Here is a 24,705-nt window from a genome sequence, read left to right as displayed (position 1 = left end):
GATGTTATGATGAAATCTGAATGAAAAAACCGCCGGAATCCTCATGATCTACAATCAGGAAATTGCTACCCACGACCTTTTGCGCCTGGACCGTGCCCATGTATGGCATCCTTACACCGATTTTAATCAGCCCGGATTAATTGCACCTGTTAGCCATGCGCAAGGGGTTGAATTACATTTAACCGATGGCCGCGTATTGATCGATGGAATGTCCTCCTGGTGGAGTGCAGTGCACGGTTACAACCACCCGGTGTTGAACCAGGCAGTTATCGATCAATTGGGCAAAATGGCCCATGTGATGTTTGCGGGCATTACCCATGAACCTGCGGTAAAACTCGCCAGTACCCTCGCTAAAATTACCCCCGATGGTTTGAACAAAGTTTTCTTTTCTGACTCGGGTTCGGTCGCGGTAGAAATCGCATTAAAAATGGCGATCCAATACTGGCATGCCCAAGGGCAAGCACAGCGCACCACATTTTTAACATTGAAACGGGGTTATCACGGCGATACGTTTGGCGCTATGTCAGTATGTGATCCCCACTCCGGAATGCACCATTTGTTTCACCATTCATTGACCCATCACTTTTTTGCCGATGCGCCCGCGTGCAAGTTTGATGAACCGTTTAATGAATCCCACATCGCTAAATTTGCACAACTAATCCAACAACATCGACAAAAAATCGCAGCCGTGATTGTAGAGCCGATCGTGCAAGGCGCCGGCGGAATGCGTTTTTATTCACCGGATTATTTACGCCGTGTACGCGAGCTGTGCGATAAGCATGAAATTTTATTGATCGTCGATGAAATCGCTACCGGTTTCGGACGCACCGGAAAATTATTTGCCAGCGAACATGCAGGAATCAGCCCCGATATCATGTGCCTGGGTAAAGCCATGAGCGGTGGTTACATCACATTGGCGGCAACGTTATGCAATGACAAAGTCAGCAATGCAATCAGCAGCGGAGAAAACCCGGCGTTTATGCACGGCCCAACGTATATGGGTAATGCATTAGCCTGCGCAGTCGCTAACGCGAGTATCGATTTATTATTAAACTCCAATTGGCAAGAAAAAGTTGCCACTATTAGCCAACAATTGCGTGAAGAGCTCGCCCCCTGCAAAGAGTTTTCTTTTGTAGAGGATGTGCGGGTATTAGGTGCAATTGGAGTCGTAGAGCTTAATGAAGAGGTTGATAGCAAAAAGCTTATGCCACTGTTTATTGAGCAAGGTGTGTGGATTCGCCCTTTTGGGAAAATTATTTATTTGATGCCGCCGTTCATTATTGAGCGTGAACAATTAAGTCGGTTAACTTCGGCGGTGCTAAAAGCCGTATCTACTTTGGCAAAATAGAGCTTATCCGACACAAAAAATAAACCCCGCAACTGCGGGGTTTATTTTTTTCGATTTTTCTTAATCGCAATTTATTTGCGACCAATCAGGTCATCACTTAATTTTGCGTATTCCCACTGCTTCGCGAACTTTTTCTAACAAGGGTTTGCTGTGTGCACGCGCTTTTTCCGCACCTTTTTGCAAAACTTCTTCGATGTGCGCAGGATTAGCAAGCAAACTTTCGTATTTATCGCGCGCTTCGGCAAGCTGGCCGTTAATTAATTCGAACAACTGCTTTTTAGCCTCGCCCCAGGCAATACCTGCTGCAAATTGTTCGCGCATATAGGCTGTTTGCTCCGGCGTTGCAAACGCTTGCCAGATTTGAAATACCGGTGATGTATCCGGATCTTTTGGCTCGCCGGGTTCCAATAAATTGGTAAGGATTTTATTGATCGATTTTTTCAGTTGTTTTTCCGGCAAGAATAACGGGATGGTATTGCCGTAACTTTTACTCATTTTGCGGCCATCCAAACCTTGTAGCACCGCCGCAACATTGTCATCGACAACTGCTTCGGGTAGAACAAAATGTTCACCGTAGTGATGGTTAAAACGCGCTGCAATATCACGGGCCATTTCAATATGCTGAATCTGGTCACGCCCTACCGGAACCTTGTGTGCGTTAAACATTAAAATATCTGCCGCCATCAAAATCGGGTAGGAATACAAACCCATGGTAATTGCGTAATCGGGGTCTTCACCAGCGTCCAGGTTTGCATCGACGGACGCTTTATAAGCATGGGCACGATTCATTAATCCTTTTGCAGCATTACAGGTAAGCACCCAACAAAGCTCGGGAATTTCCGGCACATCAGATTGGCGATAAAAAATGGCGTTATCGGTATCCAGGCCGAGGGCCAACCAGGTAGCAGCAATTTCGCGGGTAGATTGGTGAACCAGGTCCGGCTCCTGGCATTTGATCAGCGCATGAAAATCTGCCAGGAAATAAAAAGATTGCACATCAGCTTTTTGGCTGGCTTGAATTGCCGGGCGAATGGCGCCCACATAATTGCCCAAATGCGGAGTGCCCGTGGTGGTGATTCCGGTTAAAACGCGTTGTTTGCTCATGGTGCCCAGCTTTTATAATCAATAAGGGTTAAAAAATTCAGGCCGCCATCATACAGGCAAGCCGCTAAAATTTGCAGCTTGCCCGATTAAGAAGAAGAGATAGAAAATCGATAAAAACAGCAGGGCTTTTAACGCAGCAGGTAATTTAAAGGCCGGAGTAATGGTTAGCAGAATCGCGCAAAATGCAGCTGTCAAAACCCGCCTGGGTTAGTAAATGCACAGCAACATCGCTGCGGCGCCCCGAATCATCTGTTACTACGTAGGTGACCGAATCATCCAGGTTTTTGAGGTTGTTGCGCAATTGGTTCAGGGGAATATTGCGGCTATTCGGTACAGATTGTATACGACGTTCCAATGGCAGACGCACATCCAGGATTTGATAAGGCGGTAATTCTGCAGGGCGTTTTTTCAGATCATCGGCGCTGACAAACTTAAGGATAGGCTCTTGTAAAAGCTCGCGAAAATCTTCCTTTTTCAAACGCATTACTTTGCCGGGTGTGATCATTTTTACCGTGGCATTGCGGGTGGTATCGCCCACTAATGCTTCTTCGCCGAAATAATTACCGGGGCGTAATGCTGCCAGAATCTTGCCTGCCGGGTCCATCACCATAGCGCTGCCCGATTCCAGCACATAGAAATAATCGCCGCGCTCGCCTTGTTTGATAACAACTTCATCGGCCTGTACTTTTTGGGCGCTGAAACGAATAAATAATTGGCGAATATTGGCGGGAGGCAAACGACTGAACAACGGTGATTGCAGTAATGAAGACATCCAGTCATTGTCATCATGCAGGCTGACACCAGAGGTATCCGCTTCCTGATCGCTGGATTCGCTCCAGGCTAAAACCAGATCAATAAAATCGCTATCAACAGCCAAAAGGGTTACATCCGATTTGGCAACAGCAGATACCTGCGTCGGTTGGGTAATATTCAATGGGGAACGCCGGGACTCACTCGCCGGATTAATGGTACTTACCTGAAAGTTGGAATCGATTAAATCGACCGTCCCACCTACCAGATAGACTTTTTCAGGGAAAGGGCGTCCACGCTTGAAAATAATAGTTCCCTTTGGAATTTCCCGCAGATTGGCCTTCTCTGCGACCTGGGTCAGGTATTCGTGACCCATGGTATTGAAAGGTGCAAAGGACGCTAATACATCCAGGCTAATCGCCATTTTTCAGCTCCGCTTATCTAACTAACCCGGCACACCACTTATATCGAGGGATGGCAAAATAGTTTTTATTAGAGAAATCGGCGCGATTATAAACAGCCGCCCGCAGGATGGCTTGGGCATGTGCCCAGTCTTAGTACTGGGTCACATGCGGGTTGCGAGCAAACCCGCGTTCATTACAGAAAAAAGACCGCCCTGCTCACTTTGGTAATGCCACCAAGGCTATCGGTGCCTTGGCGTAATTAAAAAACTCTACTCCTGTTTTATACAACCACCAACCATCTTTAGTTCCCGCGAGTTCACGAATGGAATGCATAGCAAAGGTCGGGCAACCTACATCGATAGTCTTAATACCTACTTCCGATGCGACCACTGGTCCGATGGTACTGCCACATCCCATGTCCGTGCGCGCAACAAATGCCTGTACCGGCACGTCCGCTTTTTCACAAAACAAACGAAATAGCGCGCTGGTTTCGCTAGTAGTTGCGTAGCGCTGGTTAGCATTGACCTTGATAACCGGACCACGGTTAAGTAAAGGTCCATGGTTTTCATCGTGTTTGTCCATGAAATTTGGGTGGATACCATGGGCGTTATCGGCCGAGATCATCATCGAGCGTTCAATTACCCTCACCCGTTGATCGACCTCTGGCAGCAAACGATCAAGGAACTGTTGCAGCATTGGGCCTTTGGCACCGCAACAAGAAGCACTGCCCACCTCTTCATGGTCAGTGCAAATCAAGAGGCTGGAAACCTCATTACCCGCCTGAAGAAGTGATTGCAACCCTATGTAACAACTCAATAAATTATCAATACGAGCACTGGCAATAAAATCCTGCTCAAGGCCAACAAACGCAGGAGCCTGGGTATCGTAGAGGCTGATTTCATAATCCAACACCTGCGCAACTGGCAAACCAGGGTGCTGGCGCTGCAGCTCAACCTGCAGCAGGGTGCGGAAATCAGGCAGCGCAGTGTCTTCTGCGGGTAATTGGAGCAGCAACGGAACTATGTCTTTTTGGGCATTGATCGTACGCAAGTTATTGGCTTCGCGATCCAGGTGAATGGCGAGGCTGGGAATAATCGCAATTGCACGCCCAAAATCGATAAGGGCACTGGCTATTTGGCCCTGGTTATCGCGATAGGAAACACGCCCCGCCATCGATAAATCACGGTCATACCATGGCGCTAACAAGGCACCACCATAGACTTCAACACCCAACTGGAAATAACCCCGGCGATTTAACTCCGCCTGCGGCTTCACTTTTAGGCAAGGGCTGTCGGTGTGAGCCCCAAGCACACGAATACCGGTTTCCACCAAGGGTGACTTGCCATAAATAAACGCGATTATCGAAGAATCATTGCGGGTAACCAGATAGCGCTTTCCCGGTTCAAGCTGCCATGCATCGCCTTCATAAAGCGGCTCGAAGCCAGCGCTGATCAAGCGTTTGGCAAGATTGGCAGTCGCGTGAAATGGCGTGGGAGAAGCACCCAGGAACTGCAACAAACCGGAATTGAAATCATCAAGTGAAAGCAGGTTAGTCATAAGATTCACACTAAAAGAGTCATACTAAAAAATCGTTGGAGTCACGAATACGCTGGCGTTTTTGCCAGGAAACAGAATCGCGCAGATAAACCGGCTGGGCTTCAAGTGCAGATACAACCTTCCCTTCGGCAAACAGTTTTGCCGCAATCAAAGCCATATTTTCCGCGTGGGGGTGCACATTAAGGACCTTGTTTACCGTCGCAAGTGTTTGCATAGCCGGGTAATGCCAACCCGGACCAATGCCAATAAAATCCCCATGTAAACGAGCAACCTCTGTGCTAGCTACGACTACATCCGGACTAATAACCTGCTCAGCCACTAATGGCTCAACTAATTCACCAGAGCGAGCACAAAGCCCCCAATACACTTCGTTCATTCGCGCATCCAGAGCCACAGCCAGCGGGAGATGAATGTCCGGATTAGCACGATAAAACCCAAGCGCCATCGCTTCGAGAGTGGAGACAGGTATCACCGGCAAGCTCGCACCAAAAGCCAGGCCTTGCACGATACCAGCGCAAATACGCAAACCGGTAAAGGAACCAGGACCACGCCCGAAAGCAATTGCATCCAGGTCAGTTAATTCGCAACCTTTGGCTTTCAGTAATTCATCCACCATCGGTAATAATCGTTGGGTGTGGCTTTTGGCGGCCACTTCAAAGAGGGACGTAATAACACCGTCGGCATTCAGCGCAACGGAACAGGCGTCAGTAGACGTATCAAGGGCGAGGATAAGGCTCATGGCAACCAATCAAAAACAAACATGGATTTAGTGTAATCGGCACAGAAGTAAAATGGGAAAAAGAAAATACCGGACAAAAAAATAGGCTCCGTAGAGCCTATTTTTGCGATTGGCCGGTAAATCTTACCCCAGCACAGTCAACAATTGCTGGCGGATACTATCAACACTGCCGATACCGCTAATACGAGTATATTTTGGCGCTTTGCTTGCGCCCGATGCGGCAAGTTTTTGATAGAAACCAACCAAAGGTTCAGTTTGCTCGTGATAAACCCCCAAACGCTTGCGTACAGTTTCTTCTTTATCATCGGTACGCTGGATCAATGGCTCACCCGTCAAATCATCATGATCTGCTACTTTAGGGGCATTGTGAATCACGTGGTAAACGCGGCCTGATGCCTCGTGTACACGGCGGCCGCTCAGGCGAGATACAATTTCTTCGTCCGGCACATGGATTTCGATCACATGATCAATATCCACCCCTGCATCCAACATGGCTTCAGCTTGCGGAATGGTGCGCGGGAAACCATCAAACAAAAAACCGTTAGAACAATCACTGGAAGCAATACGCTCTTTCACCAGGGAAATAATCAGATCGTCAGGCACCAGACCGCCGGCAGCCATAATATCCTTGGCCTGCAAGCCCAGGGTGGTACCAGCTTTAACCGCAGCACGCAGCATGTCACCGGTTGAAATTTGGGGAATACCAAACTTTTCCATGATCAGTTGCGCTTGAGTACCCTTGCCTGCCCCAGGCGCGCCCAACAGTATTACTCTCATCTCGGATTGCTCCTCAGCATTATTTTTATCGGGATAAAGGGCTTTAGCCCGAAGCTGCCTTTCATCCACGAACACTGGCTTTAAACGCCCTACAAAAGAGGCGTTACGATACACGCCCGAGACCGCAATCACAATACAGAGGTAAATCATCTTCCTAGTAAAGTGCCATATTGAGTAGATTTTTCCCTTATAACTGGCCGATAAAGTCAATTATTATGAAATACATCCTCAATTAATTGCCCAGGGAAAATTTTCATCCTAGAATGATGGCATAAATACGATCAATCAGGATAAGACCATGCCACACGCTATTGAACTCGATGAATATGACCGCAAGATTTTGCGTGCCCTCCAGGAAAATGCCGATTATTCAATGGCAGACTTGGGCAATATGATTGGCCTTTCCCACACACCTTGCTGGCGTCGCCTGAAGCGCCTGGAGACTGAAGGCGTAATCCGCGGCAAAGTGACTTTGCTGGACCCCAAACTACTAAACCTGGGCGTCACCGTGCATGCCTATATCACTATTAAAAACCATGACGCCAGTTCGTTGGAAGCCTTCGAAGAGGCCGTGCAAGCCATTCCGGAAGTTGTTGAATGTTACTCAACCAGCGGTGAAAAGGATTATGTATTACGCGTGGTGGTAGAAAGTGTTGAACACTATGAAAGGCTGATGAAACAAACCCTGATTCATCTACCAAACATAGGCTCAATCAACTCGGCCTTTGCGCTCAAACAAGTTAAATTCACCACACAATTACCGATATAAACAAGTGGGCCATCCAGGCCCACCTAAATCGCTACTGATTTTTTCCGGCACAAGCCAAAACGCTACTACAAAATCAGGCAGGCTTTTGCGAAATTGCCTCCCAACTTGCACCGATAATTTTCTCCAGCATCGCATCATCAACGTCAATCAATCCCAACAATTTTTTGCGTGCGATTTCAAAAATAGGTTCAAAACCGAGCGAAAATAAAATGTCATCGGGTAAATCCCTCAAGGCTGCACTGGCACGTCCCTGTGCGAAAAAATCAAACAAGGGAGAGAGCTCCTGCCTGGCCACTTCATGCAAACTGCGCAATAGATCCGGCGGCAAATGATCGAACTGCCCTTTACTGAGCAAAATTTCCGGTTCGCGCATAAACAATTGCCAGAATGTCAGGCCAAGATTTTTAAATTGATCTTGCAGTGGCAATCCAGATCGATGGGTTATCCGTAACTCGGATGCCACACGATTAATAATTTGCCCATGCAATTTATTAATCAAATCTTCACGATCATCAAAATACAAATATAAAGTACCGGTCGCAACACCAGCCTCCTTGGCGACATCGCGCACTGAAAAACCGTGGAAGCCTTTACTGGCAAGCAACCTGAGTGTTGCCGCCAAAATGGTTTCGCATTTACTCACCATCACTTTACATCACTCCGCTTTTTTCGCTGAAGACCAACGCTTTGCCAAACGAAATACCACCACAAAAAATACCGGCACGAAGAAAATTGCCAACACGGTGGCTGAAAACATTCCGCCAAATACACCCGTACCAATTGCATTCTGGCTGCCAGATCCCGCCCCGGAACTCAACACTAACGGAGTCACACCCAACATAAAGGCCAATGAAGTCATGATGATCGGACGTAAACGCATGCGTACGGCTTCCATGGTAGCGTCCAACAAATCCATACCCTGCTCATAAAGCGCTTTGGCAAATTCCACTATCAGAATCGCATTCTTCGCAGCAAGGCCGATCGTCGTCAGCAAACCCACCTGGAAATACACGTCGTTAGATAAGCCTCTCGCCATCGCAAACAACACTGCACCGATGACCCCCAACGGAACAACCAGCATTACCGAGAAGGGAACAGACCAGCTTTCATAAAGTGCAGCAAGGCATAAAAACACAATTAAAATAGATAAAGCGTACAACATCGGCGCCTGGCTTCCTGACTCGCGCTCTTGCAACGACATCCCCGTCCATTGATAACCGACACCCGCTGGCAACTTCGCTGCAATTTCTTCCGCCGCTAACATTGCGTCACCCGAACTTACGCCAGGTGCTCCCTGCCCCAAAATATTTACTGATGGCACACCGTTGTAACGCTCAAGGCGTGGCGAACCGTAAATCCAGCGCCCCGAAGTAAATGCCGAGAACGGCACCATTTCATTGTCGCTGTTGCGCACATACCAATTTTTAACATCCTCCGGCAACATGCGATATTTAGCTTCGCCTTGTACGTACACTTTTTTAACGCGCCCTTTATCAATAAAGTCATTCACATAACTCGCCGCCCAGGCTGTTGAAAACACATTATTGATATCACTTAAAGAAACACCGAGCGCCGCTGCTTTTTCCTGATCGACATCCAATTTAAATTGTGGATTATCGTCCTGGCCATTGGGACGTACCCCCACCAGTCGTGAATCTTGCATTGCCGCACCTAAAAACTGATTGCGCGCCTGCATCAATGTTTCGTGCCCAACACCGCCCAAATCCTGCAATTGCAAATTAAAACCGGACGATGTGCCCAGCTGCGTAATTGCTGGTGGAACAAATGGAAATATCATTGCATCTTTAATTGCACCCAAGGCTCCCATTGCGCGGCCGGCAATTGCTTGCACATGTTGTGCCGCATCGGTACGTTCACTCCAATCTTTCAAGCCAACAAATGCAATACCATTGTTTTGACCGCGACCACTGAAACTAAAACCGATCACCGAAAATATTGAGCGCACATTATCTTTTTCATTTTCCAGATAATGTTTTTCAATTTGATCCATTACGCCAATTGAACGCTCTTTGGTAGCGCCCACCGGCAAGGTCATTTGGGTAAATAAAACGCCCTGGTCTTCATCCGGCAAAAATGACCCGGGCAAACGCGTAAATAACAAACCCAATACCACAACAATCGCCAGGTAAATCCCCATATAGCGACCTGTACGCCCCAGCATGGTTTTCACACCCGTTTGGTATTTATCGGTCGCGCGATTAAAGTTGCGATTAAACCAACCGAAAAATCCGGTCTTGTGATAATGATCGGCATCCACTGGCTTCAACATGGTGGCGCATAGCGCCGGTGTCAGCGTCAACGCAACGATAACTGACAACGCCATTGCCGACACAATCGTGATCGAAAACTGACGATAGATAACACCGGTCGAGCCACCAAAAAATGCCATAGGAACAAACACAGCAGCGAGCACCAATGCAATACCAATTAATGCACCGGTAATTTGCTGCATGGACTTACGTGTTGCCTCGCGCGGTGAAAGCCCGTCTTCAGCCATCACCCGTTCGACGTTTTCCACCACCACAATCGCATCGTCCACTAACAAACCAATCGCGAGTACCATCGCAAACATAGTGAGTGTGTTGATCGAAAATCCAAAGGTTTGCAATACTGCAAAGGTACCCAGCAACACCACGGGAACAGCAATTGTTGGAATCAGGGTCGCGCGGAAATTTTGCAAAAATAAATACATCACCAGAAACACAAGTACAATTGCTTCGATGAGTGTATGTACCACTGCTTCGATCGATAATTTTACGAATGGCGTGGTGTCATAGGGATAAACAACTTCCAATCCTTGCGGGAAAAATTTTTGTAATTGACCGATACGCGCACGTACGCCGTCAGCAGTATCCAATGCGTTGGCACCCGATGCCAGCGTTACCGCGAGGCCACTTGCCGGACGATTGTTGTATTCCGTTTCAAATTGGTAATTTTCACCACCAAGTTCAACGCGCGCGACATCACCGAGGCGAACCTGCGATCCATCCTGATTAACACGCAATAAAATATCGCGGAATTGTTCAGGCGTATTCAAACGGGTTTGCACCACAATACTGGCATTAATTTGCTGGCCAGGTAATGCGGGCGTCCCCCCCAATTCACCCGCAGCAATTTGTGCATTTTGCGCACGAATTGCAGTGACAACATCAACTGTCGTGAGCTTGTAGGTTGCAAGTTTGTTTGCATCCAGCCAGACACGCATCGCATATTGCGAACCAAATAATTGAATCTGGCCAACACCGTTAACACGACTCAATTGGTCCTGAACGTTTGCTGCTACGTAGTCGGCGATATCGTATTTATCCATGCGACCATCGGATGATACGAACGCAGCAACCATTAAAAAGCCGGCGGAGGATTTGGTAACGCGAATACCTTGTTGTTGCACTTCCTGCGGCAGCAGGGGCATTGCTGTTTGTAATTTATTTTGCACTTGAACCTGAGCGATGTCCGGATCAGTGCCCGCCATAAAAGTGACAGTCACTTCACCACGCCCACTGGACTCACTGGTCGATGACATGTATTGCACATTATCAATACCGGTAAGGCCTTGTTCGATAATTTGAATTACTGTGTCTTGTACTGTTTGCGCAGAAGCACCGGGATAGTTAGCACTGATACTCACTGATGGTGGCGCTACTTCCGGATATTGTTCTATCGGCAATTTTGCAATGGAAAGCAAACCCGCCAACATAATGATGATAGAAATTACCCAGGCAAAAACCGGGCGATCAATAAAAAACTTCGCCATGGTATTTACTCCGCTGCCGGGGCCTTAGTGACTGGAACTGCTTTCGCGGGTGCACCGGGTTTTACTTTTTGCAAACCTTCAACAATCACTTTATCACCCACATCCAAACCACCAAGCACCAACCATTGGTCACCCAACGCACGCCCGACGCTGATGGAGCGCATTTCCACTACACCTTGTTTATTCACAACCATCGCCGTTGCATTGCCGCTGCGATCACGTGTGACGCCACGTTGCGGAACCAGAATAGCGTTGGTACGAACACCTTCTTCCAGCGTTGTACGAACAAACATGCCAGGCAGTAACAAACGATCCGGATTAGGAAATTGTGCGCGCAAAATAACTGTTCCCGTCGATTCATTCACACCGACTTCGGTAAATTGCAATGAACCCACATGCTCATACACAGCATTATTTTCCAGCAACAACCGGGCTTTGGCTGAATCCACTGCAGCGACACTGCCCTCACGCATTTGCCGGCGCAGTTGCAAAAGCTGTTCTGCGGATTGGGAGACATCGACATAGATAGGATCAAGTTGCTGTATTTCTGCTAGCACCGCCGCCTGCCCTGCGCTTACCAACGCGCCTTCGGTAACGCTGGATTTGCCAATCACACCATCAATCGGGGCCAACACACGGGTGTAATCAAGATTAATTTTTGCGGTTGTCACTCCTGCTTTTGCCAATTGCACGCCAGCCTTTGCCTGACCCAGGGTTGCCAGGGCATCGTCATAGTCTTGTTGGCTAATCGCTTTAATGGCCACCAGATTTTTGTAGCGTGATTCACGCGCTTCGGCAGCGGCAAGGTTAGCTTCAGCGCGCGCCAACTCAGCTTGCGCGCTCGCCAATGCAGCTTTGTACGTGGCTGGATCGATTTGATATAACGGGGTTCCGGCCTTGATTTCCGCACCCTCAGTAAATAAGCGCTTCTGGATAATCCCGCTCACCTGCGGGCGAACTTCAGCTTTGCGATACGCGCTGGTACGACCTGGCAACTCGGCCTCCAGCGGCACATTTGCACGCAACACCTCAATTACCCCTACCTCAATAGCCACCCCCGCGGGCTTTGCTGCCTGGTCCTTACCATTACAGGCAGATAACACTAATCCCAACAGGGATACCACCAGCACTGAGCTGTAGCGAATGCGCGAAACCATGATCAACTCCCGATAGATCTATAAAAACAACAATGAACAAATGTTCATTTTGGTCATCATAGAGACTGAATGCACAAAAACCAGCAACTTTTCACTAATTAACGATTGTGTATGCACTTTACCCAACAGCAAAAAGGTAGAAATAAGCAGTTGTTGGTTGGAATCAAAGGGATGTGGGCAATATCAGGAAGCCTGGAATTCAGACTGGGATACGGACATAAAGCCCCTGCTTAATCCAGCAGGAGCTTATTAAAGACATCGATTAATTGGTTAATATCGACGGGTTTGGTGAGGTAATCAAAGAAACCGGCATTGCGCCCGCGTTCTATATCGTAGGGCATTGCATTGGCTGACAATCCCACAACGGGAATCTGGCTGGTGGATGGGTCATTCTTAAGCACAGCAAGTACTTCATAACCATCCATACCCGGTAAATTGATATCAAGGATAATCAAATCCGGGCTGGTGCTGCGCGCCTTGTAAATCCCTAAAAACGCTTCTTCGGCGATATCCAGCTCCAGTTGCGGATAACGGGTGAAAATCTGCTGTAACAAACGAATGTTGGTGGGATTATCCTCTACATACAGCACACGGCAACGGCGTTTAACATTCAATATTGCAGGGCTGTAATCTTTTTTTCTGTTGGCAACAGGCAATGTCTCTGCGCTCCACTCGGTAGCAATCGGGAAATCCATCCAGAAAATGGTACCGACGCCTTCGGTACTGGAAAAATCCAGCTTACCTTGCATCATTTCCACCAATTGCTTGGTGATCACAAGCCCCACCCCGGAGCCTTCAATATTGCTGTTTTCTGCACTCAAGCGATTGAAAGGCTGGAACACTTCGCCCTGGCGTTGCAACGGGATACCACGCCCGGTATCGCGAACACTAATGCGTAGCTTCATCCCCTCTTCAGCAACAAGGGTGACCTCCACTTCACCACCTACATGATTGTATTTCACCGCGTTGCTTAATAAATTCAACACCGCTTGCTTGCAACGCACATGATCTGCAATCACATAAGTATTTACGTGATCAGCTATTTGCGCAGATAAACGAATACCGCGCGCATCCGCTTGGGGCTGAACTAATGTGAAACATTCATCAAGCAAACGCGACACCAGAACCGGTTCCAATGACACTGTCATATTTCCCGATTCTATTTTTGCCAAATCAAGGACATCATTAATTAATTGCAATAGATGCTCGCCCGCTTTGCGGATTTCACGCACATTTTCAACTTGTTGCGATTTTAAATTACCGTCGTATTCAAATAATTGCGTATAACCCAGAATTGCATTTAACGGCGTGCGCAACTCATGGCTCATACTCGATAAAAATTCAGATTTGGCACGGTTGGCCTTCTCCGCCTGCTCCTTCGCTTGAATGACTCGCTCTTCAGCACGCTTTACTTCAGTGATGTCCATATTGCTGCCAGACATCATGATTGGCTGGCCCTTTTCATTAAACACAGCGCGCCCACGGCCACGAATCCAGCGAATATCGCCCTGGGTGCTAATCAGCCGATACTCAACATCAAAAGGCGCGCGACCAGCCATGTGCTCGACTAAAGCGTTATCAAACTTGGATAAATCCTGCGGATAAATATGGCGTCGCCAAATTTTCAAGCGATCCTCGCCTTCGGTAAGCACATCATCAAGATCATCGTAACCGAGCAACTCCCAGCAGCGATGTGAAAAATGGAAGCCGCCGCGATCTGCATACCACTCCCAAATACCATCGCTGGATGCCTGGATAATTCGCACCTGGCGCGCCTCACTTTCCCGCAATGCCGCTTCCACTTTTTTAATTTCGGTAATATCAAAATTAACGCCTGACATCAGCGTGACCTGCCCGCTTTCATCACGCAAGGAATCCGCTCGCACCTGCGTCCAGATGTAATCGCCATATTTGGTTTTAATGCGGTAGGAAACATCCATCGGTTTACCTGTGCGCAGATGCTGGCGTGTTGCCTCCACTGCAAATTCACGATCATCCGGGTGTATATAGGTAAGCACTTTAGATGCATCACAAATATCTTTTGCATCCTCCGGACCATACCCCAGGCGCATCCAGAATCCACCCGACCACTCGATATGCTGGTTGTGCAGATCCCACTCCCAGAAACCATAACCGCTGCCATTGAAAATTCGCTGGAATCGACCAACAGTTGAACGCAAAAGCTCCAGATCATCACTGGTCTGCAAGGCAGGGTTAAAGCTGATGTGCTCAATCATCGGATTGCGGTTATTAGTCATTGCCATTGCCTTGAACGAATAAATGATCCGACGATACCCGAGATCATTTGATTAAACAATCAGGGGATTTTTCCCTTGCCAGAAACAACAACAGCGCCCTGAGGCGCTGTTGTGAATGCAATGCAAAATGAAAATCAGGGTGTAAGATCTGCACCACCTTCAGTTTCATCCTTTGGACGCGGCATAAGGTCTTCTTTTGAAATTCCCATTGCGACTGTTGCGTTAGCCGCAATATAAATCGATGAATAACAACCAAACACCACACCAATCATCATTGCTTTAGAGAAGCCAGCTAACAATTCGCCGCCAAACACATATAACACTGCCATTACCAGGAATACAGTAACGTGAGTCATGATTGACCGACCAAGCGTTTGGGTCATGGAAATATTTACAATCTCTATAGGATCAACTGCTCGCAGCTTGCGAAAGTTTTCACGGATACGGTCAAAAATTACAATGGTGTCGTTAATGGAATAACCAATCAATGCAATGATCGCCGCAAGCACGTTCAAATCGAAATCCCATTGGAAGAACGTAAAGCACGCAAGGGTAACAATGGTCACATGAATCAAACCGACCAATGCACCAACAGAGAATTTCCATTGGAATTGTACGGCTACATATAAAAATACCAACGCAAATGCGCACAGCATACCGAGACCACCACTATCGCGCAGCTCGTCACCAATTTGTGGACCAACTGAATCACTACTGCGCAACTTGATTGACGCCCCAGTGGCCACTTCCAATTCTTTTAACAAGTGCTGGCTGTAAACCAGATCCAAACCCTTTTCAATCGCAATTTGTGTTGTGTTGTCTTTGGTCGCAACAATCGTTTTTCCAAAACGGGTAGTATCAAAAAGGCCGGATTGAGCTACTTGATCCGGAGTCAGGTTGTTAATTACCAATACATCAACAAAACCTTCCTGTTCACGCGTCGGGCGAATCACATCTTGCAAACTCGCACCATTACCAAGCCTGGCAATTTCAGCGGCGATATATTCACGTCCCTTGATGCTCATTTGATCCTGGGTACGAATCATTACATCCGCATCGCTACCAAAAGTCACTGCCACAGGGCTGTGCAATTGTTTTTCTTCGAGCACCTCACGAATTTTTGCGAGGTCTGCCGGGCGATCAAACTGGACTTCAAGTTGTGTCCCGCCAGTAAAATCCAACCCCAGTTTAAATCCCTGAAAGACAATCGACGCAACAGCCAAAATGGTGAGAATAATTGAGAAACCCGAAGTGTACTTTCGGATTCCCATAAAGTTAATAACTTTCAATTCCTGTGTCATAGCAGTGCTCTCTTACAGCGAAATTTTTTGCAGGTTTTTGCGACGGCCATACACCAGATTCGCCAACGCACGACTAACCATAATTGAAGTGAACATGGAGGTCGCCAGACCGATCCACAACGTAATTGCAAAGCCTTTAATCGGACCGGTGCCCACGGCAAACAGAATAATGGCTACGATCATCGTCGTCAGGTTGGCATCGAGAATGGTAATAAATGCGCGCTCATAGCCCGTGTAAATAGCCTGCTGTGGAGAAGCCCCATTTCTAAGCTCTTCGCGAATCCGCGAATAGATAAGTACGTTGGCATCTACCGCAACCCCCATCGTCAATACAATACCGGCAATACCTGGCAAGGTGAGTGTTGCACCAAACATGGAGAGTACCGTCATTAGCAGCAGCACGTTAATTGCCAGTGCAACGTTAGCGAACAAACCAAACATGCGGTAGAAAACCACCATGAAAATAAACACCATCACCAATGCCCAGATAGAGGAATTCACCCCTTTCTTGATGTTATCCGCACCGAGTGATGGACCAATGGTCCGCTCTTCCACAAAGTGCATCGGTGCAGCCAGGGCACCGGCGCGCAACAGCAATGCCAGTTCCGCAGCTTCACCAGGCTGATCCAAACCGGTGATGCGGAATTGAATACCTAATGCACTTTGAATCGTGGCCAGACTGATAACTTTGCGCTCAATATATTGAGTCGCTTTTTCAACGTCTTCACCCGCTGCATTTTTCACAATTTGTGTACGGGTTTTATATTCAATAAATAAAATGCCCATCTGACGGCCAACGTTGTTGCGCGTCACGCGGTTCATTTTCGCACCGCCAAGGCTATCCAGGGTGATATTTACTTGTGGTTGGTTGGTTTCCGGATCAAAGCTGCTTTTTGCATCCGTAACGCTATCACCGGTCACGATGAGTTGTTTTTCCAATACAGCATTACCACGCTGCATTTGCATCAACTCATCTTTGAAGGGGAACTCTTCTTTGTTGGAAACCAGAGTGTCAGGTGAAGCACCCAGGCGAAATTCGAGGTTTGCAGTTTTACCGATAACACGTTTGGCTTCTGCCGGATCCTGTACACCAGGCAACTGCACAATAATACGGCTGCGGCCCTGACGCTGAACTATAGGTTCAGAGACACCGAGTTCGTTAACGCGGTTACGTAAGGTAATCAGGTTTTGATTCAATGCGTAATCTTCAATTTCTTTTATGGCGGCTTCACTGAGCGTTGCAACAAAACCAAAATCAGCCGCATCAGCCGGTGCATCTTGTTTAACAAACTGCATTCCAGGGAAATCGCCGCGCAAGGTGCTGATGGCTTGATCAACCGAGTCAGCACTACGGAAGCGCGCCACGATTTGGTTATCACGGTTTGCAACGATAGAAGAGTAACGGACTTTCGCTTTACGCAGTTTATCTTTCATATCGTCAGCGTTGATTGTCTGGCGCTTTTCTACTGCAGAAGCGCTATCCACTTCCAACAAGAAGTGCACGCCACCCGCCAGGTCCAAACCGAGTTTCATCGGCTCAGCACCCAATGCACGCAACCAACCCGGCGTAGTAGAAGCGCTGTTTAACGCAACAATATAGCCATCACCCAGTGCGCGCTGGATTGCAGTGCGCGCCAACATTTGTTGTTCGTGACCATGCAAGCGAACCATTGCTGACTGACCATTTGACTCAGCACCAAAATAATCAATTTTGGCTTCTTTCAGGGTTTGTTCGATACGATCAAGAACTGCTTTATCAATCACTTTTGCAGTAGAGTCACCCGAAACCTGTACTGCGGGGTCGGGAATGTAAATGTTTGGAATGGAATAAATAAAGCCGATCGCGGTGATGGCAATCAACATCAGGTATTTCCACAGCGGGTAGCGGTTTAGCATAAATAATTCCCAACTAGTCAGTCACAGCTTTTTAACGACCTGCAAGGTTATTTGCGGGTCGAAATTTCTGCATTATTTCTACTTGCTCACAGCCGTTACCCTGGCTGCGGTATGGTAAAGGGCGCCGGATTATACCCTTTAATTCACTTACAACAATGATGAAGCGTTCATTCTTGGGGCGCAGGCGGTACTTCCAAGCCCTGGCGACCATAAAATTCCACCAAAAATGCATCAAAAGTGTTTTCACTCAAGGCCTTACGCATATCAGCCATGATGCGTTGGTAGTAACGCAAATTATGAATCGTGTTCAATTGCGCACCCAACATTTCATTGCACTTATCCAAATGGTGCAGATAGGAACGCGAGAAATTTTTGCAGGTATAGCAATCGCACAACGGATCAAGCGGGCCAGTATCTTCACGATATTTGGCATTGCGCAATTTGACCACGCCTTCACTGGTAAATAAATGGCCATTGCGCGCGTTGCGGGTCGGCATTACGCAATCAAACATATCTACACCGCGACGCACTGCTTCAACGATATCACCCGGTTTACCCACACCCATCAGATAGCGCGGCTTGTGTTTGGGCATTTGCGGGGTGAGGCTTTCCAGGATGCGCAACATATCCTCTTTGGGTTCACCAACCGACAAACCACCGATCGCATAACCGTCAAAACCAATTTCCACCAAACCGCGCAGGGATTCGCCGCGCAGATTCTCATACATACCACCCTGGACTATCCCAAACAATGCCGAAGGATTATTACCATGGGCATCCTTTGAACGCTTAGCCCAACGCAACGACAATTCCATCGAATCGCGTGCCTCATGGATGCTTGCCGGGTATGGCGTACACTCATCAAAAATCATCACAATGTCCGAACCCAAATCACGCTGTACTTGCATGGAGGTTTCGGGGTCGAGAAATACTTTGCTACCATTAATTGGCGATTTGAACGTCACGCCGTCTTCAGTAATTTTGCGCAATTTGCCCAAACTGAAAACCTGGAAGCCACCGGAGTCAGTCAGGATTGGCCCTTTCCATTGCATAAAATCATGCAAATCACCATGCGCTTTTACGACTTCAGTACCCGGGCGCAACATCAAATGGAATGTGTTACCCAGAATAATTTGCGCACCGATATCCTCAACGTCACGCGGGGTCAGGCCCTTTACGGTGCCATAGGTTCCAACCGGCATAAATGCGGGAGTTTCTACAGTGCCGCGTGGAAACTTCAAACGCCCGCGGCGTGCACGCCCTGTTTGGCTATCCAACTCAAATTGCATAAAACACTGGCCGGTTGCGTCAACGTCTTTTACTTCTGGATTAGTCACGATTAACTCTCTATTGCGCTACGCCAACTTTTTGCAAAGCAGCGGCAGGATTGCGGGTAATAAACATGGCATCGCCATAACTGAAAAAGCGATATTGTTGCGCAACCGCTTCCTGATAAGCAGCCATGGTGAAACGGAAACCGGCAAAGGCCGATACCAGCATAATCAAGGTGGATTCCGGCAAATGAAAATTGGTTACCAATGCATCCACCACCTGGAATTCATAGCCGGGATAAATAAAGATATTGGTTTCGCCCTGATAAGGATGAATATCACCATACTGATTCGGGTTCCCGTAACCCTGGGCAGCAGATTCAAGGCTACGTACACTGGTGGTTCCCACCGCGATCACACGCTTACCCGCGGCTTTGGTCGCCCGCACCAATGCACAAACCTCTTCTGATACATCCATAATTTCAGAATGCATCTGGTGTTCGGAAATATTATCCACGCGCATGTTCTGGAACGTACCTGCACCAACATGCAAAGTCACAAATGCAACCTGCACGCCTTTGTTCTTCAGGTCACTCAACATCTGCTCATCAAAATGCAGCCCGGCAGTAGGTGCCGCAACCGCGCCCTGCTTTTCACCATATACAGTTTGATAGCGCTCGCGATCTGCGGCCACATCTTCTCTATCTATATAAGGAGGAAGGGGCATATGACCAATGCGATCCAAAACAGTCAGCACCGCATCATCGCCCAAAAACTCCCACTCAAACAGCGCATCGTGCCGTGCAGCCAAACGCACATTGGTCGCATCTTGCAGAATGACAATAGAGCCAACCTTTGGTGCTTTGCTCGCACGGGTATGTGCCAGCACACGGCGGTTATCCAACACCCGCTCCACCAGAATCTCCACCTGCCCACCCGATTCCTTCTGGCCAAACAAACGCGCGGGAATGACACGGGTATTGTTAAATACCATTAAATCGCCCGGCTCAACCAGACTTAATAAATCAGGGAATTGTCGATGACTTAACTGGCCCGTTATCCCATCCAACAGCAGTAAACGGCTACCGCGCCGTTGCGCCGTTGGCGCACGGGCAATCAGTTCATCGGGCAATTCGTAGTGAAAATCCTGGCGACGCATAGCAAATAAGCAACTTGAAAGATTTAGCGTAAAAAAGGCCGGCAGGTTAACTCAAATTCAGGGAGTTTCAAAATTGTGAATGGGGGTTACCCCTCCGCCGAGGGGCCAGATTTGGAATCCGGTGCGTAGTAGACACGTTCAGACAGGTATAAAGCGGTAACTAACCTAAACCATTAACCGCTTTTTGAACAACTTGCTTACTTATTGAAAGATTTAAAGAAATTTCAAAATAAGTGTTTGACAGCCAAGCCCAAATCATTAAAATGCGCACCACTCGCCAGTGTGGCGGAATTGGTAGACGCACCGGATTCAAAATCCGGCGCCCTTAAAGCGTGTCGGTTCGAGTCCGACCACTGGCACCAAATCCGAAAGGGCTTACAGCAATGTAAGCCCTTTTTTATTGTTTCGAATTTATGTTTCAAAACATCAAAGGCGCGTAATGGGAACACACTTAAAAACATAAACCATGCGGCCCGCCTTCAATTTCTCATTTCCTATATTCAAATTTTTCACAGAAGCCGCAGGTCAGATATGAGTGAATTTGGCGGATGGAGCGTGTTATCGCCACTCAAAAATGATGCAGGACATGATCTTGGGAAAGAGGAAGCGGTTATAAGGTTATCCAACGTGACGCTCTTTTCGGCACACAAAAAAGATCTTTAAATGACACTTTATTTGGTCCTACATTTTGCCTCGGTTAGGTACTTACCAGCTGCGTGCCGGGAAGCCATCATCGAGCAACTGGAAGATATGGAATTAAAAGCATTGGTAGAAAAGCGCGAGGCTCGCCTTGGGAGGAAATTCACCAAGGTAAACATTGATGACCTATGAGTTAGTTTTTGACGATGAAGCATTAAAAGAATGGAAAAAATTGCAGCCAAAAATCAAGGAACTATTTAAAACCCAGTTGAGGGAGGACATGCAGAATCCAAAAAGCACAAAAAGACAAATTCTCTACTGCGAATCGCTACCGCTAACTGCATGGGCTACCTAATTTCCAAGTTCACAGCGCCCTCAATATTCAGGTGTAACAATCGGCCACCCTTGTTCATTGGTTAATCCAATCACTACAACACGGCCAGGCGCAATCGTTGACTTAACTGTTTTCCAAGCCAATACGTACTGATGGGGAAGCAGCGTCCGCCAGTTATAACATTCACTACCAGGACTATTCGAGATACGCGTAGCGATAACGTTGATAAATTCACCGACATATCTATCAACTACAGATTTAAAAGCGAAACCAACAAATGGCAACTTTATAGAAGAGCCATCCCCAGCAAACCCTTCAATAAATATTTCAGGCATCCAATGCCTGTAGATTACACCTGCAGGGCAATCCATAGCAGCCATAGCGCACCTCCTACTATTGGTCTACTTAATAGATATTGCACTGATAATTTATTTTTAAAGTTCTTATCACGAATCATTACTGGTTTTTTACATAAGTTTCCCGTTCCTGCGAAACAGTTATCAATCAAACTAATCTTTCTGAACAACACCTGAATACGGCGAATAATTGCAATCGACCCACCCGATCTATTGATGGAAAAATTATTTAACAACATCCACTCGCGCGCAGAGCAAATAATTGAAATTATTTAAAACGGATTTTGAGGGGCTACAGCAAATAAATAATTTTAAATTTATTTATTAATTGCAAAAAAAACAGCAAAACTGAAAATAAAAACCGATAATCCATCATTATGGCCCGCTCCAATAGCACTGCAAATTCACATTTAGCGCAATCAAGTAACTACAACCGAAGCCAAAAATATTCTCCGATATGTAAAACTTATATTCTGGCACCAATTGAAGATCATTTACGCATATTCAAAAAGCGCCCAAAACATCATATCCACTGGCCAATCCCGCCGAAATAAGGGTTCATGAAACTTCAATTTTCCCGTATCATAAGCGGCTCGCAGCAGTCCCCTACCCCAATCCCAAGCCACAGATCGCATGAACCAACAAAACCAATACCAAGCCATTATGTTTGCCGATGTCTCCGGTAGCTCGGCGCTTTATAAGCGGATTGGGAATGAACAGGCCAAAGCAATTATCGATGAGGCCGTGCATTTTATGACGGCGATTACCATCGTAAATGAAGGCACTGTGGTAAAAACCATCGGCGACGAGATTATGGCGCGCTTTAGCGAGGGTTTTCAGGCGTGTGAGGCGGCGATTGCGATTCAGCGGCGATGCGTGAAAGAACCGCATTTAAAAGATCTTGGAATTAAAATCGGGATTGCTTATGGCGATGTGTTAATAACCCATAACGATGTGTTTGGTGATCGGGTTAATGATGCCGCCTGTGTTGCGCATATCGCGCGCGCCAATCAAATCGTCATCACCCAATCGGTTGTAGACACACTGGGTAACGCATTTAAACATGACTGCCAGATGTTTGATCGCATCAACATCAAAGGCGAAACGGAACATACATTGATTTATCGCCTGGAATGGGAACACTCTGGCAAAGATAATCGCGCAACTATGGTCATGCCGATTCATGATGTGGCGAGCTTTGTTGCCAAATTCCAGTTAACACTGAGCTTGTGTGGTCGCGATATTTTGTTACTGCCAGAGCAAACGCCCTACCACATCGGCCGTGATCCGGTTAAAGCGCATTTATTAATTGAACATGAGCTCGCCTCACGCGAGCATTGCCATATTGAATTCCGCCGGGGGAAATATGTGTTGGTCGATCACTCTACCAATGGCACATATGTGTATGCAGATGAGCAACAGCCAATTTATTTACGTCGCGAGGAATTGCCATTACAAGGTGAAGGTAAAATTTCGCTGGGGCAAAAAATAGATTCTGAACCCACTTACCTTATTCGCTTTAAAGTTTGATTTCATTTATGAAAAAAAAACCAACTCCCGAACCTGTTGCTCAGGAGTTTGCCACTCCGGGTTTATTGCGTCGCTTTGCCGCAATGGTGTATGACAGCTTGTTACTTATGGCAGTAAGCATCCTTTATGGCGCTATTGCCACTGGTATTAATATCGCAATCAAAGGTATCCCCGCTCCAGGTGAAAGAGTTACCTGGGGAGCGTTCGGTATTGTGGTATTTATCGGCTGGATTTTGACCCTGGGGTTTTTCTTTTGTTATTTCTGGAAAAACTCTGGCCAAACGCTCGGAATGAAAACCTGGAGAATGAAAATGTATGACGCGAATAGCATGCAAACACCCGGTTATTCACAATGTGTTATTCGCTGCGTCTGCGCACCTTTTTCGATGCTGTTATTAGGGATAGGTTATTGGGTGATGTACTTAAACCCGGAGCGCCAAACGCTGCACGATAAGCTGAGTAAAACGCGAATCCTGCTCCTGGCGAAAGATAAAAAATAAATTGCGAGGCGCACCGGTTAGCGCGCCTTGCCCAACAAGTACCACCCCAAAGCCACACACAATGAGATAGGAATTATTACTGCAATTAATGGCGGAAAACCAAACACCAGGCTCGAGGGCCCCAATAATCGCTGCAACAACATAAATCCAATACCGAGCACAACACCGGTAAAAATCCGTTGCCCCATAGTCACACTGCGCAAGGGGCCAAAAATAAATGAAATTGCCACCAAAACCAGCGCTGCTGTTGTCAGAGGCTGCAATGTTTTTTTCCAGAAAGCCAAACTGTAAGTACTGGAAGCCAGATTCTGTTTATTTAGATAATCAATGTAATAGTGCAAATTGCGTATCGAAATATCTTCCGGTGACACCACTAGAATATTAAATAACGTTGGTGTGAGATTAGTCTCCCAGCGGCGCGATGGAATTACTTCCGTACGCACAGAGTTTTCATCAAGGTAGGTAATTGAAATTTCCTCTTCCTGCCAATAATTATCCTGGTAAGTTGCCTGCTTGCTAAAACTGGCGGATTGCAATTGATGCTGGTCATTAAACTTGTAACGCGTCAAACCATACACTACACCGTTAGGGAGCACTGCATTTACATACATGAATTCATTGCCTTCGCGGTTCCACATATTTTGCGGCGCTTTTTGTGTGGCGTTGTAACGCAGGAAATGACGACGATTGTCTGCCATTTGTTCTGTATAGGGTGCAACAAATTCACCGACGATAGTAGCCAGCAAGATAAACACTAACGCTGGCCGCAGTGCCATCCATGCAATACGCTTTACCGATACACCAGCCGCACGAATAATCACTAATTCACTGCTACTGGCTAATAAGCCCAAACCAGCGAGACAACCTATCAAGCATGTATAAGGAATATAGTCATACAAGCGTCGCGGCATAGTGAACAACATATACCTGAATGCTTCATAAGCCGTGTAATGCTCATTCACATTTTCCAGTTGACTGATCAAACCAAAAATAAAATCCAGCGCAAGAAATACTAACAGCGTTAAGGCGATTGCCATAAAAACGGTGCGCGATACATAGCTCGTTATTTTGCCCATGAATC

21 protein-coding genes and 1 tRNA gene are annotated in these 24,705 nt (G+C 47.1%); 7 read left to right on the top strand and 15 right to left on the bottom strand.

Translation table 11 applies throughout. The features are described from left to right. The first annotated feature begins 43 nt into the window (after positions 1 to 43). Positions 44 to 1,348: an adenosylmethionine--8-amino-7-oxononanoate transaminase gene (gene bioA / locus A596_RS08280; protein ID WP_039913655.1), complete on the top strand. Its 1,305-nt coding sequence runs from the start codon at positions 44 to 46 to the stop codon at positions 1,346 to 1,348. A 93-nt stretch (positions 1,349 to 1,441) separates the two neighbouring features. On the opposite strand, the gene A596_RS08275 is transcribed toward bioA, so the two are convergent. The 5 genes from A596_RS08275 to adk form a co-directional block, all read right to left on the bottom strand. Then, complete coding sequence (locus tag A596_RS08275; protein WP_039913654.1) at positions 1,442 to 2,452, bottom strand: tryptophan--tRNA ligase; 1,011 nt, start codon at positions 2,450 to 2,452, stop codon at positions 1,442 to 1,444. 145 nt (positions 2,453 to 2,597) lie between these two features. Continuing rightward, on the bottom strand, positions 2,598 to 3,626 hold the full coding sequence (locus tag A596_RS08270; RefSeq protein WP_039913653.1) for a cyclic nucleotide-binding domain-containing protein: 1,029 nt from the start codon (positions 3,624 to 3,626) through the stop codon (positions 2,598 to 2,600). Between the two features lie 196 nt (positions 3,627 to 3,822). After that, positions 3,823 to 5,163 (bottom strand): M18 family aminopeptidase, encoded by a 1,341-nt coding sequence (locus A596_RS08265; protein WP_039913652.1) that lies wholly within the window; start codon positions 5,161 to 5,163, stop codon positions 3,823 to 3,825. Between the two features lie 19 nt (positions 5,164 to 5,182). Next, positions 5,183 to 5,902: a tRNA (adenosine(37)-N6)-threonylcarbamoyltransferase complex dimerization subunit type 1 TsaB gene (tsaB, locus tag A596_RS08260; protein WP_039913651.1), complete on the bottom strand. Its 720-nt coding sequence runs from the start codon at positions 5,900 to 5,902 to the stop codon at positions 5,183 to 5,185. A gap of 123 nt (positions 5,903 to 6,025) precedes the next feature. Beyond that, positions 6,026 to 6,679 carry an adenylate kinase gene (gene adk, locus A596_RS08255; RefSeq protein WP_039914487.1) on the bottom strand — a complete coding sequence of 218 codons (654 nt, stop codon included), beginning with the start codon at positions 6,677 to 6,679 and terminating at the stop codon, positions 6,026 to 6,028. 298 nt (positions 6,680 to 6,977) lie between these two features. On the opposite strand from adk, the gene A596_RS08250 reads away from it, so the two are divergent. Then, complete coding sequence (locus A596_RS08250; protein WP_039913649.1) at positions 6,978 to 7,448, top strand: Lrp/AsnC family transcriptional regulator; 471 nt, start codon at positions 6,978 to 6,980, stop codon at positions 7,446 to 7,448. A gap of 73 nt (positions 7,449 to 7,521) precedes the next feature. On the opposite strand, the gene A596_RS08245 is transcribed toward A596_RS08250, so the two are convergent. The 8 genes from A596_RS08245 to queA all read right to left on the bottom strand — a co-directional run bounded on the left by A596_RS08245 (position 7,522) and on the right by queA (position 20,265). Beyond that, complete coding sequence (locus tag A596_RS08245) at positions 7,522 to 8,094, bottom strand: TetR/AcrR family transcriptional regulator (protein WP_039913648.1); 573 nt, start codon at positions 8,092 to 8,094, stop codon at positions 7,522 to 7,524. 9 nt (positions 8,095 to 8,103) lie between these two features. After that, entirely contained in the window at positions 8,104 to 11,223 is a 3,120-nt protein-coding gene (locus tag A596_RS08240) for an efflux RND transporter permease subunit (RefSeq protein ID WP_039913646.1), read from the bottom strand. Positions 11,224 to 11,228: 5 nt separating this feature from the next. Then, a complete protein-coding gene (locus A596_RS08235; protein WP_039913644.1) occupies positions 11,229 to 12,380 on the bottom strand; it encodes an efflux RND transporter periplasmic adaptor subunit in 1,152 nt (383 codons plus the stop codon). Between the two features lie 230 nt (positions 12,381 to 12,610). Next, positions 12,611 to 14,638, bottom strand: a complete 2,028-nt coding sequence (locus A596_RS08230; protein ID WP_235425650.1) for a hybrid sensor histidine kinase/response regulator — start codon at positions 14,636 to 14,638, stop codon at positions 12,611 to 12,613. A gap of 134 nt (positions 14,639 to 14,772) precedes the next feature. Next, entirely contained in the window at positions 14,773 to 15,939 is a 1,167-nt protein-coding gene (gene secF, locus A596_RS08225; RefSeq protein ID WP_039913643.1) for a protein translocase subunit SecF, read from the bottom strand. Between the two features lie 12 nt (positions 15,940 to 15,951). Beyond that, positions 15,952 to 17,835 (bottom strand): protein translocase subunit SecD, encoded by a 1,884-nt coding sequence (secD, locus tag A596_RS08220; RefSeq protein WP_039913641.1) that lies wholly within the window; start codon positions 17,833 to 17,835, stop codon positions 15,952 to 15,954. Positions 17,836 to 18,002: 167 nt separating this feature from the next. Beyond that, positions 18,003 to 19,124: a tRNA guanosine(34) transglycosylase Tgt gene (gene tgt / locus A596_RS08215; protein WP_039914482.1), complete on the bottom strand. Its 1,122-nt coding sequence runs from the start codon at positions 19,122 to 19,124 to the stop codon at positions 18,003 to 18,005. A 58-nt stretch (positions 19,125 to 19,182) separates the two neighbouring features. Next, on the bottom strand, positions 19,183 to 20,265 hold the full coding sequence (queA, locus tag A596_RS08210) for a tRNA preQ1(34) S-adenosylmethionine ribosyltransferase-isomerase QueA (RefSeq protein WP_039913639.1): 1,083 nt from the start codon (positions 20,263 to 20,265) through the stop codon (positions 19,183 to 19,185). 276 nt (positions 20,266 to 20,541) lie between these two features. Here queA and A596_RS08205 point away from each other — a divergent pair. The 3 genes from A596_RS08205 to A596_RS23110 all read left to right on the top strand — a co-directional run bounded on the left by A596_RS08205 (position 20,542) and on the right by A596_RS23110 (position 21,259). Continuing rightward, positions 20,542 to 20,627 (top strand) — tRNA-Leu (locus tag A596_RS08205). 301 nt (positions 20,628 to 20,928) lie between these two features. After that, positions 20,929 to 21,096, top strand: a complete 168-nt coding sequence (locus tag A596_RS23115; RefSeq protein WP_160280110.1) for a hypothetical protein — start codon at positions 20,929 to 20,931, stop codon at positions 21,094 to 21,096. Further along, entirely contained in the window at positions 21,086 to 21,259 is a 174-nt protein-coding gene (locus tag A596_RS23110) for a type II toxin-antitoxin system RelE family toxin (RefSeq protein WP_160280108.1), read from the top strand. Before A596_RS23115 ends, A596_RS23110 begins: the two co-directional genes overlap by 11 nt. A gap of 20 nt (positions 21,260 to 21,279) precedes the next feature. Here the strand turns inward: A596_RS23110 and A596_RS08195 are convergent, their stop codons facing one another. Then, on the bottom strand, positions 21,280 to 21,618 hold the full coding sequence (locus A596_RS08195) for a hypothetical protein (RefSeq protein WP_039913635.1): 339 nt from the start codon (positions 21,616 to 21,618) through the stop codon (positions 21,280 to 21,282). Between the two features lie 609 nt (positions 21,619 to 22,227). Here A596_RS08195 and A596_RS08190 point away from each other — a divergent pair. Next, positions 22,228 to 23,124, top strand: a complete 897-nt coding sequence (locus tag A596_RS08190; RefSeq protein ID WP_039913633.1) for an adenylate/guanylate cyclase domain-containing protein — start codon at positions 22,228 to 22,230, stop codon at positions 23,122 to 23,124. A gap of 8 nt (positions 23,125 to 23,132) precedes the next feature. Next, positions 23,133 to 23,624: an RDD family protein gene (locus A596_RS08185; protein WP_039913631.1), complete on the top strand. Its 492-nt coding sequence runs from the start codon at positions 23,133 to 23,135 to the stop codon at positions 23,622 to 23,624. A 17-nt stretch (positions 23,625 to 23,641) separates the two neighbouring features. Here the strand turns inward: A596_RS08185 and lptG are convergent, their stop codons facing one another. Further along, on the bottom strand, positions 23,642 to 24,700 hold the full coding sequence (gene lptG, locus A596_RS08180; protein ID WP_039913629.1) for an LPS export ABC transporter permease LptG: 1,059 nt from the start codon (positions 24,698 to 24,700) through the stop codon (positions 23,642 to 23,644). Positions 24,701 to 24,705: the final 5 nt, after the last annotated feature.

The sequence above is a fragment of the Cellvibrio mixtus subsp. mixtus J3-8 genome (assembly GCF_000766945.1).
Classification (GTDB): domain Bacteria; phylum Pseudomonadota; class Gammaproteobacteria; order Pseudomonadales; family Cellvibrionaceae; genus Cellvibrio; species Cellvibrio mixtus_A.
Note: the sequence above shows the minus strand (reverse complement) of the source record. Positions and strands in the feature narration are given on the sequence as shown.